The sequence below is a fragment of the Variovorax sp. GW821-FHT09A10 genome, from assembly GCF_059418385.1.
The window spans coordinates 646,936-662,791 of record NZ_JBWKPT010000001.1 but is presented as its reverse complement, the minus strand read 5'-3'; the positions used below and the strand labels follow the sequence as shown (position 1 = coordinate 662,791).

At 68.2% G+C, this 15,856-nt stretch carries 15 protein-coding genes; 10 read left to right on the top strand and 5 right to left on the bottom strand.

Annotated elements, in window-relative coordinates; all coding sequences use genetic code 11:
* Positions 1 to 24: 24 nt before the first annotated feature.
* Together AC07Q9_RS03185 and AC07Q9_RS03180 are read left to right on the top strand one after the other, a co-directional pair.
* A complete protein-coding gene (locus tag AC07Q9_RS03185; protein WP_489061924.1) occupies positions 25 to 1,194 on the top strand; it encodes a BMP family ABC transporter substrate-binding protein in 1,170 nt (389 codons plus the stop codon).
* 84 nt (positions 1,195 to 1,278) lie between these two features.
* Entirely contained in the window at positions 1,279 to 1,656 is a 378-nt protein-coding gene (locus tag AC07Q9_RS03180) for a hypothetical protein (RefSeq protein ID WP_495307333.1), read from the top strand.
* Positions 1,657 to 1,662: 6 nt separating this feature from the next.
* On the opposite strand, the gene AC07Q9_RS03175 is transcribed toward AC07Q9_RS03180, so the two are convergent.
* From AC07Q9_RS03175 to fabA, 3 genes are all read right to left on the bottom strand, one after another.
* On the bottom strand, positions 1,663 to 2,055 hold the full coding sequence (locus AC07Q9_RS03175; protein WP_369631874.1) for a nuclear transport factor 2 family protein: 393 nt from the start codon (positions 2,053 to 2,055) through the stop codon (positions 1,663 to 1,665).
* A 90-nt stretch (positions 2,056 to 2,145) separates the two neighbouring features.
* Complete coding sequence (gene fabB, locus AC07Q9_RS03170; protein ID WP_495307332.1) at positions 2,146 to 3,366, bottom strand: beta-ketoacyl-ACP synthase I; 1,221 nt, start codon at positions 3,364 to 3,366, stop codon at positions 2,146 to 2,148.
* Between the two features lie 10 nt (positions 3,367 to 3,376).
* Positions 3,377 to 3,892, bottom strand: coding sequence for a 3-hydroxyacyl-[acyl-carrier-protein] dehydratase FabA (fabA, locus tag AC07Q9_RS03165; protein WP_056574156.1), 516 nt, complete (start codon positions 3,890 to 3,892; stop codon positions 3,377 to 3,379).
* A 233-nt stretch (positions 3,893 to 4,125) separates the two neighbouring features.
* Between fabA and AC07Q9_RS03160 the strand changes: the two genes are divergently transcribed.
* Complete coding sequence (locus AC07Q9_RS03160; RefSeq protein WP_495307331.1) at positions 4,126 to 5,193, top strand: adenosine deaminase; 1,068 nt, start codon at positions 4,126 to 4,128, stop codon at positions 5,191 to 5,193.
* Here AC07Q9_RS03160 and AC07Q9_RS03155 read toward each other — a convergent pair.
* On the bottom strand, positions 5,154 to 6,464 hold the full coding sequence (locus AC07Q9_RS03155) for an MFS transporter (protein ID WP_495307329.1): 1,311 nt from the start codon (positions 6,462 to 6,464) through the stop codon (positions 5,154 to 5,156). The genes AC07Q9_RS03160 and AC07Q9_RS03155 overlap by 40 nt on opposite strands.
* Before the next feature lie 105 nt (positions 6,465 to 6,569).
* Here AC07Q9_RS03155 and AC07Q9_RS03150 point away from each other — a divergent pair, with 105 nt between their 5' ends.
* Both AC07Q9_RS03150 and AC07Q9_RS03145 read left to right on the top strand, forming a co-directional pair.
* Complete coding sequence (locus AC07Q9_RS03150) at positions 6,570 to 7,523, top strand: LysR substrate-binding domain-containing protein (protein WP_495308214.1); 954 nt, start codon at positions 6,570 to 6,572, stop codon at positions 7,521 to 7,523.
* A 112-nt stretch (positions 7,524 to 7,635) separates the two neighbouring features.
* A complete protein-coding gene (locus AC07Q9_RS03145) occupies positions 7,636 to 8,445 on the top strand; it encodes a helix-turn-helix domain-containing protein (protein ID WP_495307327.1) in 810 nt (269 codons plus the stop codon).
* Between the two features lie 72 nt (positions 8,446 to 8,517).
* Here AC07Q9_RS03145 and AC07Q9_RS03140 read toward each other — a convergent pair whose 3' ends face one another.
* Positions 8,518 to 9,747, bottom strand: coding sequence for an MFS transporter (locus AC07Q9_RS03140; RefSeq protein WP_495307325.1), 1,230 nt, complete (start codon positions 9,745 to 9,747; stop codon positions 8,518 to 8,520).
* A 168-nt stretch (positions 9,748 to 9,915) separates the two neighbouring features.
* Between AC07Q9_RS03140 and AC07Q9_RS03135 the strand changes: the two genes are divergently transcribed.
* The 5 genes from AC07Q9_RS03135 (at position 9,916) to AC07Q9_RS03115 (ending at position 15,669) form a co-directional block, all read left to right on the top strand.
* A complete protein-coding gene (locus AC07Q9_RS03135; protein ID WP_495307322.1) occupies positions 9,916 to 11,031 on the top strand; it encodes a BMP family ABC transporter substrate-binding protein in 1,116 nt (371 codons plus the stop codon).
* A 102-nt stretch (positions 11,032 to 11,133) separates the two neighbouring features.
* Positions 11,134 to 12,420, top strand: coding sequence for a guanine deaminase (gene guaD / locus AC07Q9_RS03130; RefSeq protein ID WP_495307320.1), 1,287 nt, complete (start codon positions 11,134 to 11,136; stop codon positions 12,418 to 12,420).
* An 85-nt stretch (positions 12,421 to 12,505) separates the two neighbouring features.
* The gene (gene dcd / locus AC07Q9_RS03125; protein ID WP_099795730.1) at positions 12,506 to 13,072 is read left to right on the top strand and encodes a dCTP deaminase; all 567 of its coding nucleotides are present in this window, start codon (positions 12,506 to 12,508) and stop codon (positions 13,070 to 13,072) included.
* Positions 13,073 to 13,184: 112 nt separating this feature from the next.
* Positions 13,185 to 14,069, top strand: a complete 885-nt coding sequence (gene ypfJ, locus AC07Q9_RS03120) for a KPN_02809 family neutral zinc metallopeptidase (protein ID WP_492677662.1) — start codon at positions 13,185 to 13,187, stop codon at positions 14,067 to 14,069.
* Positions 14,070 to 14,199: 130 nt separating this feature from the next.
* Positions 14,200 to 15,669, top strand: coding sequence for a DEAD/DEAH box helicase (locus AC07Q9_RS03115; protein ID WP_139701960.1), 1,470 nt, complete (start codon positions 14,200 to 14,202; stop codon positions 15,667 to 15,669).
* The last annotated feature ends 187 nt before the right edge of the window (positions 15,670 to 15,856 follow it).

The window sequence follows — 15,856 nt, the reverse complement described above, 5'->3', positions numbered from 1 at the left end:
CCTTTTCTTCTGAGGATTTCGACAATGAATGATCTGAACAAGCGTTCCCTGCTCAAGCTCGCGGCACTCACCGCAGTGGCTTCGGCGGCCCTCATCGGCTGCGGCAAGAAGGAAGAGGCGGCCGCCCCCGCTGCACCGCCGGCACCGGCCCCCGCCGCTGCTCCGGCCCCCGCGCCAGCAGCCCCGCTGAACATCGCATTCGCCTATGTCGGTCCCGTGGGCGACGGCGGCTGGTCCTTCGCGCACGACAACGCCCGCAAGGCGCTCGAGAAGGAATTCGGCGACAAGATCAAGACCACTTTTGTCGAAAGCGTGCCCGAGTCGGCCGACGCCGAGCGCGTGTTCCGCGACTTCGTGGGCCAGGGCAACAAGCTGATCTTCGGCACCACCTTCGGCTACATGGAACCCATGCTCAAGGTCGCCAACGACAGCAAGGACGTGAAGTTCGAGCATGCCACCGGCTACAAGACCGCCGAGAACATGCGCACCTATGACAGCCGCACCTACGAAGGCGCGTACATGGCCGGCGTGATCGCCGGCTCCATGACCAAGAGCAACACGCTGGGCGTGGTCGGCTCGGTGCCGATTCCTGAAGTGCTGCGCAACATCAACAGCTTCACGCTGGGCGCGCAGTCGGTCAACCCGAAGATCACCACCAAGGTCGTGTGGGTGAACGAGTGGTTCAGCCCGCCCAAGGAAACCGAAGCCGCCACCGCGCTGATCAACGGCGGCGCCGACGTGCTGTTCCAGAACACCGACTCGCCGGCCGTGCTGAAGACCGCGCAAGAAAAGGGCAAGCGCGCCTTCGGCTGGGACTCCGACATGACCGCCTACGGCCCGAAGGCCCACCTGGGCTCGGCCATCATCAACTGGGCGCCGTACTACATCAAGACCACGCAGGACGCGCTGGACGGCAAGTGGACCACCGGCCAGACCTGGTGGGGCGTGAAGGAAGGCGCGATCGACATCGTCTCGATCGCCGAAGACGTGCCGGCCGAAGCCAAGGCCAAGGTCGAGGAAGTGAAGAAGGGCCTGAAGGACGGCAGCTTCTCGATCTGGAAGGGCCCGATCGTCGGCCAGGACGGCAAGGAGCTGATCGCCAAGGACGCGGTCGCCGACGACAAGTTCCTGTCGGGCGTGAACTTCTACGTCAAGGGCGTCGAAGGCAAGGTGCCGGGCGGCGACAAGAAGTAATCATTGATCGATCGCTTCGGCGATTGCCACGAGAAGGGTCGTCTGCGGACGGCCCTTTTTTCATTCAGGAAAGGGATTCACACCATGAAGCTGCAGAGGGTCATGGCGGCAGGTGCGGCACTGTTGGCCGTGTCGATGTCGTTCGCCGCACCGCTGACGTTCTCGAAAGAAGAGCAGCGCCTGCGCCAGGCCGTGGACGACGCGGAAATGTGCTTTCACTTCGCCGGCGAATTCAACGGCGACGGCTCGGCGCACGACAAGGACGTGGCGCGCCAGCAGCGCCGGCACTGCGGCAAGGAAAGCCAGCAACTGGTGCTGCGCGCCTACCGCAAGAACCCGCAGGACACGCGCCTCTACCCGGCGGTGCTGCGGCTGGACGGGCTGATGCCGGGGCTCACGTTGCCTGCGGCCGAGAAGGCCCGGCTGTGCGCCGTGGCCAGGACGGAACTGGCCTGCCCCTGAGTCCGCTTACTGCGTCGCCGCCTGCAGCTGCGCCGCCATCTTCTGATGGATCAGGTTCACCGCCTTCAACGGCCGCAGCATCACCTTGAACTCGGTGATCCGGCCTTCGGCGTTCCACTTCATCATGTCCACGCCGTTGATGGCGATGCCGTCCAGCTCGAGTTCGAACTCGAGCACGGCGTCGGTCGGGCCCTGGAGTTCGCGCACGTAGCGGAAGCTCTCGTTGAAGAAGACCTGGAAGGCCGCGGCGAGGTACTGCTTCGTGATGGCCTTGCCGACCTGCGGCCGGTGCACCACGGGCGAGAGGAAGACGGCGTCGTCGGCCAGCAGGGCATCGAGGCCCGCCACGTCGCGTGTCTTGACGAGCCGGTGCCAGGTGGAAAGGGTGTCGATCGCCATGGGTCTCCTCGCGCGGTGGATGGGGAAACCCAGTCTAGCGAAGCGCCCGCAGGCCCATCGTCGCGGGCGCGACGGGGCCGGCAGGCGTTCTTACGCGCCTTGCCAGCGCTTGAGCACCAGCGTGGCGTTGGTGCCGCCGAAGCCGAAGCTGTTGCTCATCACGGTGTCGACGGTGACGTTCTCGCGCGTCGCGGTGAGGATGGGCATGTCGGCCACTTCCGGGTCGAGCGCCTCGATGTTGGCCGAGCCGGCCATGAAGCTGCCTTCCATCATCAGCAGGCAGTAGATCGCCTCGTGCACGCCGGCGGCGCCCAGCGAGTGGCCTGACAGGCTCTTGGTGGAGCTGATGGCCGGCGCCTTGTCGCCGAAGACTTCGCGCACGCCCTTCATTTCCATGACGTCGCCGACGGGCGTCGAGGTGCCGTGGGTGTTCAGGTAGTCGATGGGCGTGTCGACGGTGGACATGGCCATCTGCATGCAGCGCACGGCGCCTTCGCCGCTGGGCGCGACCATGTCGTAGCCGTCGGAGGTGGCGCCGTAGCCGACGATCTCGGCGTAGATCTTGGCGCCGCGTGCCAGTGCGTGATCGAGCGACTCGACCACGACCATGCCGCCGCCGCCGGCGATGACGAAGCCGTCGCGCTGGGCGTCGTACGCACGCGAGGCCTTTTCAGGCGTGTCGTTGTACTTGGTGGACAGCGCGCCCATGGCGTCGAACAGGAACGACTGGGTCCAGTGCTCTTCTTCACCGCCGCCGGCGAACACGATGTCCTGCTTGCCCATCTGGATCTGCTCCATGGCGTTGCCGATGCAGTGCGCGCTGGTGGCGCAGGCCGAGGCGATGGAGTAGTTCAGGCCCTTGATCTTGAAGGGCGTGGCCAGGCAGGCGGACACGGTGCTGCTCATGGTCCGCGTCACGCGGTAGGGGCCCACGCGCTTGACGCCCTTTTCGCGCAGCAGGTCGAGCGCTTCCATCTGGTTCAGCGTGGAGGCGCCGCCCGAGCCGGCGATGAGGCCGGTGCGCGGGTTGGACACCTGCTCCTCGGTCAGGCCGGCATCGGCGATGGCGTCCTTCATGGCCAGGTAGGCATAGGCCGCCGCGTGGCCGACAAAGCGATAGAGCTTGCGGTCGATGAGGTCTTCGAGGGGAAGGTCAATGGAGCCGGCCACCTGGCTGCGCAGGCCCATTTCGGCGTAGGCCGGCTGGAACCGGATGCCGGGGCGGCTGGCGCGCAGGTTGGCGGAGACGGTCTCCTTGTCGTTGCCCAGGCACGAAACGATGCCCAGACCGGTGATGACGACGCGTCGCATGGCGAAACCCTCAGAAGTTGTCGGTGGAAGTGAACACGCCGACCCGCAGGCCTTCGGCGGTGTAGATCTGGCGGCCGTCGACGCTCACCGAGCCGTCGGCGATGGCCAGGTTCAGCTTGCCCTTGAGCACGCGCTTGATCTGGATGCTGTAGGTGACGAGCTTGGCGGTCGGCAGGACCTGGCCCGTGAACTTCACTTCGCCCGAGCCCAGGGCCCGGCCGCGGCCCGGCAGGCCCTGCCAGCCGAGGAAGAAGCCCACCAGCTGCCACATGGCGTCCAGGCCCAGGCAGCCCGGCATCACCGGGTCGCCTTCGAAGTGGCAGGCGAAAAACCACAGGTCGGGCGTGATGTCGAGCTCGGCCGTGAGTTCGCCCTTGCCGTAGGTACCGCCCTCGGCGCTGATGTGGGTGATGCGGTCCACCATCAGCATGTTCGGGGCGGGCAGCTGTGCGTTGCCGGGGCCGAACAGTTCGCCGCGGCTGCAGCGCAGCAGGTCTTCGCGGGTGAAGGCGTTTTGTAGGGTCATGCGAGTCGATCAAGGACGGCGCCAGGGCACGAATGCACGCTGGGCGCGGATTGGAGGGAACACACCCGATGCCGGGCCTGCCGGGGTCCAAGCCTAGCGCATCCGCCGTGGCCCGATTTGACCCAGATCAGTTTGGGGGAAAAGCGGGTGGCAGCGTATACGTTTTCGGGGATGCCGCGCAGGGTGTCTGCCCTTATGCTGTGCGCGATCACAACGTCGATTTTCCACGCCCCATGACCGATTCCAGCCGCCCCCTGTTCGACCCGAGCTTCGCGCAGCGCATTCCCGCCGAACGCCTGCCCGAGCTGCTGCGCGCCATGCCCAAGGCCGAGCTGCACATGCACATCGAAGGCTCGCTCGAGCCCGAGCTGATCTTCGCGCTCGCGCAGCGAAACGGTGTCTCGATTCCGTATGCCAGCGTCGAAGAGCTGCGCAAGGCCTACGCCTTCACCAACCTGCAGACTTTTCTCGACATCTACTACGCCGGCGCCAGTGTGCTGCTGAAAGAGCAGGACTTCTACGACATGGCCTGGGCCTACCTGGAGCGTGCCGCGGCCGACCACGTGGTGCACACCGAGATGTTCTTCGACCCGCAGACGCACACGGCGCGCGGCGTGTCGATGGAGACGGTGGTCAACGGCCTGCACCGCGCCTGCGTCGATGCGCTGCCCAAGCTGGGCGTGAGCGCCTCGCTCATCCTGTGCTTCCTGCGCCACCTGAGCGAGGAAGAAGCCTTCGAGACGCTGGAGCAGGCGCTGCCGTACCGCGACAAATTCATCGGCGTGGGGCTCGACTCGAGCGAGGTCGGCCACCCGCCCGAGAAGTTCGCGCGCGTGTTCGCGCGCTGCCGCGCGCTGGGCTTCCACCTCGTCGCGCACGCGGGCGAAGAGGGCCCGCCGGCCTACGTGTGGAGCGCGCTCGACGTGCTGAAGGTCGAGCGCGTCGACCACGGCGTGCAGAGCGCCAAGGACCCGGCGCTGATGAAGCGGCTGGCGCAGGACCGCATTCCGCTCACCGTGTGCCCGCTGTCGAACCTCAAGCTGTGCGTGTTCCCCGACCTGTCGCAGCACAACCTGGGCGCGCTGCTCGAGGCGGGGCTGGTCGCCACCGTCAACTCGGACGACCCGGCCTACTTCGGCGGCTACATGAACCAGAACTTCACGCAGACCTTTGGAGCGACCGGGCTCGGCGTGCAGCAGGCCTGGCAGCTCGCGGCGAACAGCTTCGAGGGCAGCTTCATCGACGCGGCGGCCAAGCGCGCCTACGTCGACCGGCTCAACGCCGTCTTCGCGACCTTCTGAGCGAGCTCGGCCGTGCAGGCGCCGGGATCGGCCTTGCGCGGCACGAGCAGCGGAACGGCCACCAGCGCACACGCACTGGCCGCCAGCCACACGACCGGCCAGCCCTGCAGTGCCAGCAGGTGCGGAATCGAGAAGGGCGTGACGAAGCACACGAGGAACACGCTGGTGTTCGCCATGCCCAGCGCGGTGCCGGCGCGCGCCGCGCCGGCCAGCGTGGCCAGCTCGGTGTACGCCACGCCGTGCCAGGCCGACACGCACACGCCGCTCACGGCCAGCAGCGCGATCAGCGCCCCGCGCAGCCCGGGTGAAGGCGCCTCGGTGCCCGCCGCGATCACCAGCGCGGCCAGGCCCGCGAACAGCACCACGCTGAGCGTGCTGCAGGCCCGCAGGTAGGCCGGGCGGTTGCGGCGGCGGTCGGTCCAGCGCCCGCTCCACACGCGCATCACCATCGCGCCGACCTGCACGAAGACCATGGCGGCCGTGATCGTGCCCAGGCCCACATGACCGAAGTCGTGCAGGAACACCGTGCCGAAGGACAGCACCGCGAACTGCGGCGCGCACAGGATGCCGATGCCGGCCACGATGCGCCACACGCGCACGTCGCGCAGCGGGCCGGTCTTCGGTGCTGACGCTTCCACGTTCGTGTGACGAGGCGCAATCGGCGGCTCGTGCACCCAGGCCCAGCTCATCGCCGCGCTCAGCGCGCACAGCAGCGCGAGCAGGCCGTACAGCGCGGCAAAGCCGAAGTGCAGCGCCACGAAGGGCAGCACCAGCGCGCCGATGCCGCCGCCCATCGGCACGGCGGTCTGGCGGATGCTCATGGCCAGGCCGCGCTCGCCGGCGTCGAACCAGGTCATCACCGCGCGCCCGCTGGCGCCGTTCACGCTGCCGCCGAGCAGGCCGACCAGCAGCAGCCCCGCGCCGAGCACGCCGAGGCCCGGCACATGGCCGGCGCCCGGCGCGGCCCACAGTGCCATCGCGACCAGCGCGATCGCCGTGCTGCCCAGGCCGGCCAGCAGCACGGGGCGGTCGCCCCAGCGGTCGGTCAGCAGGCCCCAGGGCAGCTCGCTCACGGCGATGCCCAGGCCCATGAGGCCGAGCACCAGGCCGAGCGCGGCGTTGTCCAGCTGGTAGCCGGTGCGCATGAGCACGGCGGTCATGGGGATGCCGCTGAAGGCGACCGAGAAGGCCGCGTTGGCGGCCACGCCGGCGGCGAGCACCTTCCAGCGGTGGCGGGGCGACAGCGGGGTGGGGGAGGGCGAATGGGTCATGTTGCAGCGCAGTGTCCGCCGCTGCAAAGGTTTTGAAAATCAGAAAATAATGAGCGGATCGTCCTGAAATTCAGGATGATCCAGAAGCTCATGCAAGGACCCGCGATGACCCAGGTGATGTTCGATCTCGACGTGCTGCGCACCTTCTCCACCGGCATGGCCCTCGGCAGCTACGCGCGCGCGGCCGACAAGCTGGGCCGCTCGACCTCGGCCGTGAGCGCGCAGCTCAAGAAGCTGGAGGCGCAGGCCGGCACCGTGCTGTTCCGCAAGGAGGGCCGCGGCCTGGCGCTCACCGATGCCGGCGAGACGCTGCTGGCCTATGCGCACCGCATGCTCGAACTCAACGACGAGGCCAGCGCCGCGCTGCGCGGCGTCGACCTGCAAGGATGGGTGCGGCTGGGCCTGCAGGAAGACTTCGGCGAGACGCTGCTGCCGGCCGTGCTCGGCCGCTTCGCGCGCGCGCACCCCAAGGTGCGCATCGAGGCCTGCGTGGCGCGCAGCGGCGAGCTGCGCGAGCGGCTCGAGCTGGGCCAGCTCGACCTGGCGTTGGCATGGGACGCGGGCGACCAGCCGCTGTCGCCGTATGCCGAGCGCGTGGCGCGGCTGCCGCTGCTGTGGATCGGCCCCACGGCGCCCGAGCGCGTCGATGCGCCCTGGTGGACCGAGCGCGAGCACCGCGCGGGCGTTCGCGCCGTGAAGAGCAAGGAGCCGCTGCCGCTCATCATGCTCGACGCCCCGTGCCCGCTGCGCGAGATCGTCATCACCGCGCTCGACCGCGCCGGCCTGCCGTGGCGCCGCGCCTTCGGCAGCGCCAGCCTGGCGGCGCTGTGGGCCGCGACCTCGGCCGGCCTGGGCCTCACGGTGCGCACGCCGTTTGGGCTGCCCCCGCATGTGCGCACGCTCGATCGCTCGGTGCTCTCGCTGCCGGCGCTGCCGCAGATCTCGCTCGTGCTGTACCGCGCGCAGGCCCGCGCCGAGGCGCCGGCGAGCCGGCTGGCCACGCTGCTGCTGGAGGCGGTGCGCCAGCACGCGCAGCTGCAGGCCGTGCCACCGCGCTGACCCCGCCGAGCGCAGGCCCTTGCCGGGGCCGGGGGCGCAATGCGTGAGAATCCGCCGCTGGAGACAAGACAAGACAAGACAAGCGCAAGAGACAAGACCCAAGCGAGGCGGCATGACCATTACGCGGCACAACTCCCTGCATCTGTGGGACGACAGGTTCCTCTACATCACACCGGCGATCCAGTCGGGGCTCACGGCGCGTTCGTCGGCCACGCTGCTGGCCTCGGTGAGCGGCCATCCCTTCACGCTGGAGGCGGTCGACGGCACGCGCGTGCGTTGCACCGCCGCGCTGGTGGGGCCGCATGTGCCGCGCCGCCTGGACGTTGACGGCTGCGGGCTGCTGTCGCTCAACCTCGACCCGGCCTCCAGCGCCTACCGCATGCTCGCGCGGCACATGGGCGGCCACGGCATCCAGCCGATCGACGCGCGCCGCTTCGGCCGCACGCGCGACGACTTCGAACCGGCGCAGCACGGCGCGCTGTCCGACCGGCGCCTGCAGATGCTGAGTGCGAAGCTGGTCACGTCGATCACCGAGAGCCCCGAGCTGCAGGCCGCCATCGACCCGCGCGTCGACCGCGTGCTGCAGGCCATCCGCACGCATGCGGGGCAGATCCCGCTGCGCGAGCTGTCGGCACTGGCCTTTCTCTCGCCCGACCGGCTCACGCATTTGTTCGCGCAGCAGGTGGGCGTGTCGATCAAGCGCTATGCGCTGTGGACCAAGGTGCGCCGCACGGTGCAGCAGTTCACCGCGCGCCGCCCGCTGACCGACGTGGCGCTGGTCAGCGGCTTCACCGACGCGGCGCACATGAGCCGCACCTTCCAGCGCTACTTCGGCCTGTCGCCGTCCTTCCTGTCGAACCAGGTGCGCGTGACGGCCGACGAGCAGGCCTCGCACGCGTGGGGGCGCGGGATGGCGCACTGAGGCGTCTTCGAAGGTCTCTAGGCGCGGTGCAGGACAGCAACGCCGATTGCGCCAGGGCCTGAAGCGCGGTCGTCAGCGCGCGGCAGTCGACGACGCGGCTCGCTGCGCGAGCCAGTTCCACCCGGCGCCTGCGGCCATGAGCACGCAGGTGCCGAGGAACACGGCGCGCATGCCGATGTGCCCGCCCGCGAAGCCGCCCAGCAGCGGGCCCGCCACCTGGCCCGCGTACTGCGCCGAGGTCGAGTAGCCCAGCATGTTGCCGGCCACGCGCTCGGGTACGTTGTGGCGGATCACGCTCGCAATGCACGGCAGCAGCCCGCCGAGCGACAGCCCCATGAGAAAGCGCAGCACCACCAACTGCCAGCCCGACGTGACGAAGGCCTGCGGAATCAGCAGCAGCGCCGACACCGCCAGGCAGCCGACGATCACGTTCCAGTGCCCCACGCGGTCGGCCAGCTTGCCCAGCCGCGAGGCCGAGAGGATGCTGCCGAGCGCGGCGGCCGACATCACGAGGCCGGCCATCATCGTCACGCGCTGCGGGTCGTCGAGCAGCGTGGCGACGTAGACCGTGATGATCGGCTCGATCGACATGTTCGCGAGCATCAGCAGCATGCCGGTGAAGAGCATCGCGACCAGCGGGCGCTTGTCGGGCACGGCGGCCCAGCCAGTGTCGGGCGTGTCGCTTTGCCTTGCGGCCGAGGGTGCTTTCTTCTCTTCGCGAATCAGGAAGGCCGTGGCGAGAAAGGCCACGAAGATCATCGCGCCCGCCGCGAAGAAGGTCGTGCGGATGCCGACCAGCGGCGGCAGCACCCCGCCCACCAGCGGCCCCACGAGGTTGCCCGCCATGATGGCCGACGACATCGTGCCCAGCGCCCAGCCCGTGCGGTCCTTGGGCGTCTGCGTGGCGACCAGCACCATCGAGCCCGAGGCGTACCCACCGAGCAGCCCCGCCAGCAGCCGCAGGCCCACGAGCTGCCACACGTTGGCCGCCAGGCCGATCAGCGCCATCGCCACCGCCATGCCGAGGCTTGCGCGGATCAGCATCGGCTTGCGCCCGTAGCGGTCGGCCAGCCGGCCCCACAGCGGCGCGACCAGCGCCGCGCTCAGGAAGGTGGCGCCGTAGGCCGCGCCCGACCACTGCACGATGGCCGCGTGGTCCTTCACGCCGAGCTGCTCGACGTACAGCGGCAGGAAGGGCAGCAGCAGCGTCATCGCGATGATGGTCGTGAAGGAGCCGAACATGCAGACGGCGAGGTTGCGCTGCCAGTGCGCGTGGCTGGCGTGGGTGATCGGGTTCGTCATGGGGGAATCGATTGTGTGGCGTGGGGAGCGAAAGCCGCACTGCCGATTCGCGGCGGGTCCCATCGCCGCACCCGACGGATCGCCGCGCACTAAAATCTTCCCCCCGCAGCCGGGCGTCCCGGCCGGCTGCGGGTTTCTTGTTCGACCGGGGCCATGTAGAGGACCACCATGTACAAAAACCTCGCGGGCCGCGCCGTTCTGGCGTGGGTGACCGCCTGTTTTTTATCCCCCGCCTTTTCACAGACCGCGCCGCCGAAGCCGCCCCTGGCGAAGGACGCGCTGAAGATCGGCTTTGTCTATGTCACGCCGGTCACCGATGCCGGCTGGGTGCGCCAGCATGAAGAAGGCCGCAAGGCCGTCGAGGCCGCGCTGGGCCCCCGCGTGAACACCGTCTTCGTCGAGAACGTGCCCGAGGGCGCCGATGCCGAGCGCGTGATCCGCGACCTCGCGCAGCAGGGCAGCCAGCTGATCTTCACGCCCAGCTTCGGCTACATGGAGCCCACGCTGAAGGTCGCGAAGGACTTCCCCGGCGTGAAGTTCGAATCGATCACCGGCTACAAGACCGCGCCCAATGTGGCGACTGCCAACGCCCGCTACTACGAAGGCCGCTACCTCGCGGGCATCGCGGCCGGGCGCATGACGAAGACCGGCATCGCGGGCTACGTCGCGGGCTTCCCGATTCCCGAGGTGCTGCAGGGCATCAACGCCTTCACGCTCGGCATGCGCTCGGTGAACCCGAAGGCCAAGGTGATCGTGGTGTGGCTCAACGAGTGGTTCGATCCGCCGAAGGAGCGCGACGCGGCGATGGCGCTGTTCAACCAGAACGCCGACGTGCTCGCCTTCCACACCGGCTCCACCGCCGTGATGGCCGCCGCGCAGGAGCGCGGCAAGATGGCCGTGGCCTACCACTCCGACATGCGCAAGATCGCGCCCGACGCGCAGATCGTCGCGGTCACGCACCAGTGGGGCGGCTACTACACGCAACGCGCGAAGGCCGTGCTCGACGGCACCTGGAAGAGCGGCAACCTCTGGGGCGGCGTGAAGGAAGGAATGATCCGCGTCGGCGACTTCGGCACCAAGGTGCCCAAGGCCGTGCAGGACGAGGTGCAGGCGCGGCAGCAGGACATCGCGGCGGGCAAGCTGCAGCCGTTCCGCGCGGTGGCGGCCGACGTGCGCGACAACGAAGGCCGCGTCGCGATCGCCAAGGGCGCGCAGCTGAGCGACGAGCAGATCCTGCAGATGAACTGGCTGGCCGAGGGCGTGCAGGGGCGGGTGACGCGCTGAGCGCGGCCTTTTGCCCCGCCTGAAGAGAGCGTTGCGCGTATAGCACTCATACGCGCAGGGCAATTCCCGCCGTCCGGGGCTGGATTACCCTCCGAATCCACGATGAAAAAAGCCTACCGCGCCTCCCTCCTGCGATTCGACGCCGCCGGCCTGCCTGTCTTCGACGAGGACGGCCTGCTGGTCGTCGCCCCCGACAGCACCGGCTGCCAGCGCGTGCTCGACGCCGGCAGCCATGCCGACGTGTCGCAGCGCCATGCCGGCGCCCACACCACCCACCTGCCGGGCCGCATCCTGGCGCCGGGCTTCGTGGACATGCACGTGCATTACCCGCAGACCGACATCATCGGCGCGCCCGCCGCTGGCCTGCTGCCCTGGCTCGAGAACTACACCTTCCCGGCCGAAAGCAAGTTCGCGGACCCCGCCCATTCGCGCGTGGTGGCCGACGTGTTCTTCGACGAGCTGCTGCGCAACGGCGTGACCACCTCGCTGACCTTCGCGACCTCGCACGTGGCCTCGGTCGACGCCTTCTTCGAGAGCGCGCAGCGCCGCCAGCTGCGCATGATCACCGGCAAGGTGCTGCAGGACCGCAACTCGCCCGACGGCGTGCGCGACGACACCGAGCAGAGCCTGGTCGACACCGAGGCGCTGATCCGCAAGTGGCACAACGTCGACCGCCTGGGCTACGCCATCACGCCGCGCTTCGCGCCCACCAGCACCGACGTGCAGATGCGCGGCGCCGGCGAGCTGGCCGCGAAGTACGGCGACACCTGGATCCAGTCGCACGTGGCCGAGAACCGCGACGAGGTGAAGTGGGCGCGCGAGCTGTACCCGAAGTCGCGCTCCTACCTGGACGTGTACGCCGACTTCGGCCTGCTGCGTGAGCGCGCCGTGTACGCCCACTGCATCTACCTGGACGACACCGACCGCGCGCTCATGCACGAGACCAAGACGGCCGCCGCCGTGAGCCCCACGAGCAACCTGTTCCTGGGCAGCGGCTTCTTCGACTTCGGCGCGGCCGACCGCCTCGAGCAACCCTACGGCCTGGCCAGCGACGTGGGCGGCGGCACCAGCTTCAGCCCCTTCCACACCATGCTGGCCGCGTACTACGTGGGCCGTGAGGGCCAGACCAAGACCGGCCTGAGCATCGCGCCCTCGCGGCTGTGGTGGCACCACACCGGCGGCGCGGCGCGTTCGCTGGGGCTCGACGGTGTGGTCGGCAACCTGCAGCCGGGCTGCGAGGCCGACTTCCTGGTACTGAACCCGTCCGCCACGTCGCTCCTGGCGCGCAAGACATCGCTGGCCAACAACCTCGAAGAGCTGCTGTTCGCGATGATCGTGCTGGGCGACGACCGGCTGGTCGAGCGCACGGTGATTTCGCAGGCGGGCTGAGCGGCGCCTGCGAGGGGAGGGCGCGCAGGGCGCCCGTGCCACAATTCGGCCCCGATTTCCCCCGCAGCAGCATCAGCGAGCGCATATGAGCATCAAGAGCGACAAATGGATCCGGCGCATGGCCGAGAACGAAGGAATGATCGATCCCTTCGAACCGGGCCAGGTGCGCGAGAACAACGGCCACAAGATCATCAGCTACGGCACCTCCAGCTACGGCTACGACATCCGGTGCGCGCCCGAGTTCAAGGTCTTCACCAACATCCACAGCACGGTGGTCGACCCGAAGAACTTCGACGAGAAGAGCTTCGTCGACATGCACGGCGACTACTGCATCATTCCGCCGAACAGCTTCGCGCTGGCGCGCACGGTGGAGTACTTCCGCATCCCGCGCAACGTGCTGACCATCTGCCTGGGCAAGAGCACCTACGCGCGCTGCGGCATCATCGTCAACGTGACCCCGTTCGAGCCCGAGTGGGAAGGCTACGTGACGCTGGAGTTCAGCAACACCACGCCGCTGCCCGCCAAGATCTACGCGGGCGAAGGCTGCGCGCAGGTGCTGTTCTTCGAGAGCGACGAGGTCTGCGAGACCAGCTACAAGGACCGCGGCGGCAAGTACCAGGGCCAGCGCGGCGTCACGCTGCCCAAGACCTGACAGCCTGATACAGGCATCCTGACCGCCGGTTACGTTCCGGGCGGCCGGGCCAAGTACCATCCTGCGACGTTCCGGCAAATACGCCGTTCAGCAAGCCGGCAAGGAGACTGCGATGAGATGGGAAGGCAACGAACAATCCGACAACGTCGAAGACCGCCGTGACGGCGGGGGTGGTGGCGGAGGCGGCGGTTTCATCGGTGGGCGCGGCATTGGCATCGGCACCATCGCGGTCGCGCTCATCGCGGGCTGGATCTTCGGCATCAATCCGCTCACCGTGCTGGGCCTGCTCAGCGGTGGCGGCGATCCGGTCCAGGTGCAGCAACAGCAGGGGCCGGCCCCCAAGCCGCCGTCGAACGACCGCGAAGCGGCCTTCGTTTCCACGGTGCTGAAGAACACCGAGGTGGTCTGGACCGACCTCTTCCGCAAGAGCGGCGGCAACTACCAGGCGCCTCGGCTCGTGCTGTTCCGCGGCGCCACGCCCACGGCCTGCGGCACCGGGCAATCGGCCATGGGGCCGTTCTACTGCCCGGGCGACAAGAAGGTCTACATCGACCTGGCGTTCTACGACACCCTCAAGAACCAGCTCGGCGCGCCGGGCGAGTTTGCGCAGGCCTACGTCATCGCGCACGAGGTGGGCCATCACGTGCAGGACGAACTCGGCATCACCGCCAAGGTCGACGGCATGCGCGGGCGCCTGAGCGAGTCGCAGAACAACGCGATGAGCGTGCGTGTCGAGCTGCAGGCCGACTGCTTCGCGGGCGTGTGGGCGCACCACTCGCAGGAGTCGAAGAAGTGGCTCGACCCGGGTGACATCGAGGCCGCCATGAACGCCGCCCAGAAGATCGGCGACGACGCTTTGCAGCGTTCCGCAGGCCGCGCCGTGGTGCCCGACAGCTTCACCCACGGCTCCAGTGCACAGCGCCAACGCTGGTTCGGCACGGGCTACCAGACGGGTGAAATGAAGTCCTGCGACACCTTCAACACGCGCAATCTGTAAAGATTGTCCCCGGAGAGCCTCGGATTCATTGGGGCTTTTGCTATTGAATAAATAGCAATTCGGCCTGCGCGGATGTTGTCGTTTCGTTGTCACTGCCGTTTTTTGCGGCAGTGCGACAATAGAAGGCTCAATGACAATGTCCTTCTCCAATCTTTCGCTGGCAGAACCGCTGGCCCGCGCCGTGGCCGAAATGGGCTACGAGACCATGACGCCCATCCAGGCAGAGGCCATTCCGGTCGTGCTTTCAGGCCAGGACGTGATGGGCGCCGCGCAGACCGGCACCGGCAAGACGGCGGCGTTTTCGCTGCCCTTGCTGCAGCGCATGCTCAAGCACGAAAACGCCTCCACCTCGCCCGCGCGGCATCCGGTGCGTGCGCTGGTGCTGCTGCCCACGCGCGAACTGGCCGACCAGGTCGCGCAGCAGGTCAAGCTGTACGCCAAGTACACCAACCTGCGCAGCACGGTCGTGTTCGGCGGCATCGACATGAAGCCCCAGACGCTGGAGCTGAAGAAGGGCGTCGAAGTGCTCGTGGCCACGCCGGGCCGGCTGCTCGACCACATCGAAGCCAAGAACGCGGTGCTCAACCAGGTCGAATACGTCGTGCTCGACGAGGCCGACCGCATGCTCGACATCGGCTTCCTGCCCGACCTGCAGCGCATCCTGAGCTACCTGCCCAAGCAGCGCACCACGCTGCTGTTCTCGGCCACCTTCTCGCCCGAGATCAAGCGGCTGGCCAGCAGCTACCTGCAGAACCCGGTCACCATCGAAGTGGCGCGGCCGAACGAAACGGCCTCCACCGTCGAACAGCATTTCTACAGCGTCTCTGACGACGACAAGCGCCGTGCGCTCAAGCAGATCGTCAAGCAGCGCGGCATTACGCAGGCCTTCGTGTTCGTCAACAGCAAGCTCGGCTGCGCGCGCCTCGCACGCTCGCTGGAGCGCGACGGTCTGCGTACCACCGCACTGCACGGCGACAAGAGCCAGGACGAACGCCTGAAGGCGCTCGCCTCGTTCAAGGCCGGCGAAGTCGACCTGCTCGTGTGCACCGACGTCGCGGCCCGCGGCCTGGACATCAAGGACGTGCCCGCCGTCTTCAACTTCGACATCCCGTTCAACGCCGAAGACTACGTGCACCGCATCGGCCGCACGGGCCGTGCCGGCGCCTCGGGCCTGGCCGTGAGCTTCGCCAGCGGCGGCAACGATGCGCGCCTCGTGGCGGACATCGAGAAGCTGATCAAGAAGAAGATCGAGCTCGAGCCTGTCGAGTTCGAAGAAGACCGCCCGCGCGGTCGCATCAACGACGGACGCCGCCATTGGCGTGAAGAAGGCGAAGCCGGCGACGCACGCGACGTGCTCGACCAGCCGCGCGAACGCCGCGAAGCCGACACCCGCCGCAGCATGAGCGGTGGCGGACGCCCGCACCGCGCACCGTCCGCGCCGCGCGATCCGTTCTTCGACAAGCCCTACGAATCCGGCGAGCGCGAAGCCGCCCCGGCCTGGGAAGCATCGGCGAAGGCCGCGCCCGCGCGCGGCATCTCGAGCAACATCAAGAGCAAGCGCAAGGTCGCGGCACTGTTCAAGGCGGCCGAACCGGGTTGAGCCGGGGGGCTCGCACAGTGAAAGAAGAAGCCGGGCAATGCCCGGCTTTTTGCTTTCTGGTCACCCCCTGCGGATGACCCGGCTTACTTGTTTTCGGGGATTGCGAGATGCGGGGGGCTCCCTATCCTTGCCACTGATTTCCGGGGGTGTTCGTCGGCCACGAACCCGGATCGGTGAGATGCATGCG

Excerpts from the sequence above, each read along its gene's own strand:
- AC07Q9_RS03185 (WP_489061924.1), top strand. The coding sequence starts at position 25 with ATGAATGATCTGAACAAGCGTTCCCTGCTCAAGCTCGCGGCACTCACC.
- AC07Q9_RS03180 (WP_495307333.1), top strand. The coding sequence starts at position 1,279 with ATGAAGCTGCAGAGGGTCATGGCGGCAGGTGCGGCACTGTTGGCCGTG.
- AC07Q9_RS03175 (WP_369631874.1), bottom strand. The coding sequence starts at position 2,055 with ATGGCGATCGACACCCTTTCCACCTGGCACCGGCTCGTCAAGACACGC.
- fabB (WP_495307332.1), bottom strand. The coding sequence starts at position 3,366 with ATGCGACGCGTCGTCATCACCGGTCTGGGCATCGTTTCGTGCCTGGGC.
- fabA (WP_056574156.1), bottom strand. The coding sequence starts at position 3,892 with ATGACCCTACAAAACGCCTTCACCCGCGAAGACCTGCTGCGCTGCAGC.
- AC07Q9_RS03160 (WP_495307331.1), top strand. The coding sequence starts at position 4,126 with ATGACCGATTCCAGCCGCCCCCTGTTCGACCCGAGCTTCGCGCAGCGC.
- AC07Q9_RS03155 (WP_495307329.1), bottom strand. The coding sequence starts at position 6,464 with ATGACCCATTCGCCCTCCCCCACCCCGCTGTCGCCCCGCCACCGCTGG.
- AC07Q9_RS03150 (WP_495308214.1), top strand. The coding sequence starts at position 6,570 with ATGACCCAGGTGATGTTCGATCTCGACGTGCTGCGCACCTTCTCCACC.
- AC07Q9_RS03145 (WP_495307327.1), top strand. The coding sequence starts at position 7,636 with ATGACCATTACGCGGCACAACTCCCTGCATCTGTGGGACGACAGGTTC.
- AC07Q9_RS03140 (WP_495307325.1), bottom strand. The coding sequence starts at position 9,747 with ATGACGAACCCGATCACCCACGCCAGCCACGCGCACTGGCAGCGCAAC.
- AC07Q9_RS03135 (WP_495307322.1), top strand. The coding sequence starts at position 9,916 with ATGTACAAAAACCTCGCGGGCCGCGCCGTTCTGGCGTGGGTGACCGCC.
- guaD (WP_495307320.1), top strand. The coding sequence starts at position 11,134 with ATGAAAAAAGCCTACCGCGCCTCCCTCCTGCGATTCGACGCCGCCGGC.
- dcd (WP_099795730.1), top strand. The coding sequence starts at position 12,506 with ATGAGCATCAAGAGCGACAAATGGATCCGGCGCATGGCCGAGAACGAA.
- ypfJ (WP_492677662.1), top strand. The coding sequence starts at position 13,185 with ATGAGATGGGAAGGCAACGAACAATCCGACAACGTCGAAGACCGCCGT.
- AC07Q9_RS03115 (WP_139701960.1), top strand. The coding sequence starts at position 14,200 with ATGACAATGTCCTTCTCCAATCTTTCGCTGGCAGAACCGCTGGCCCGC.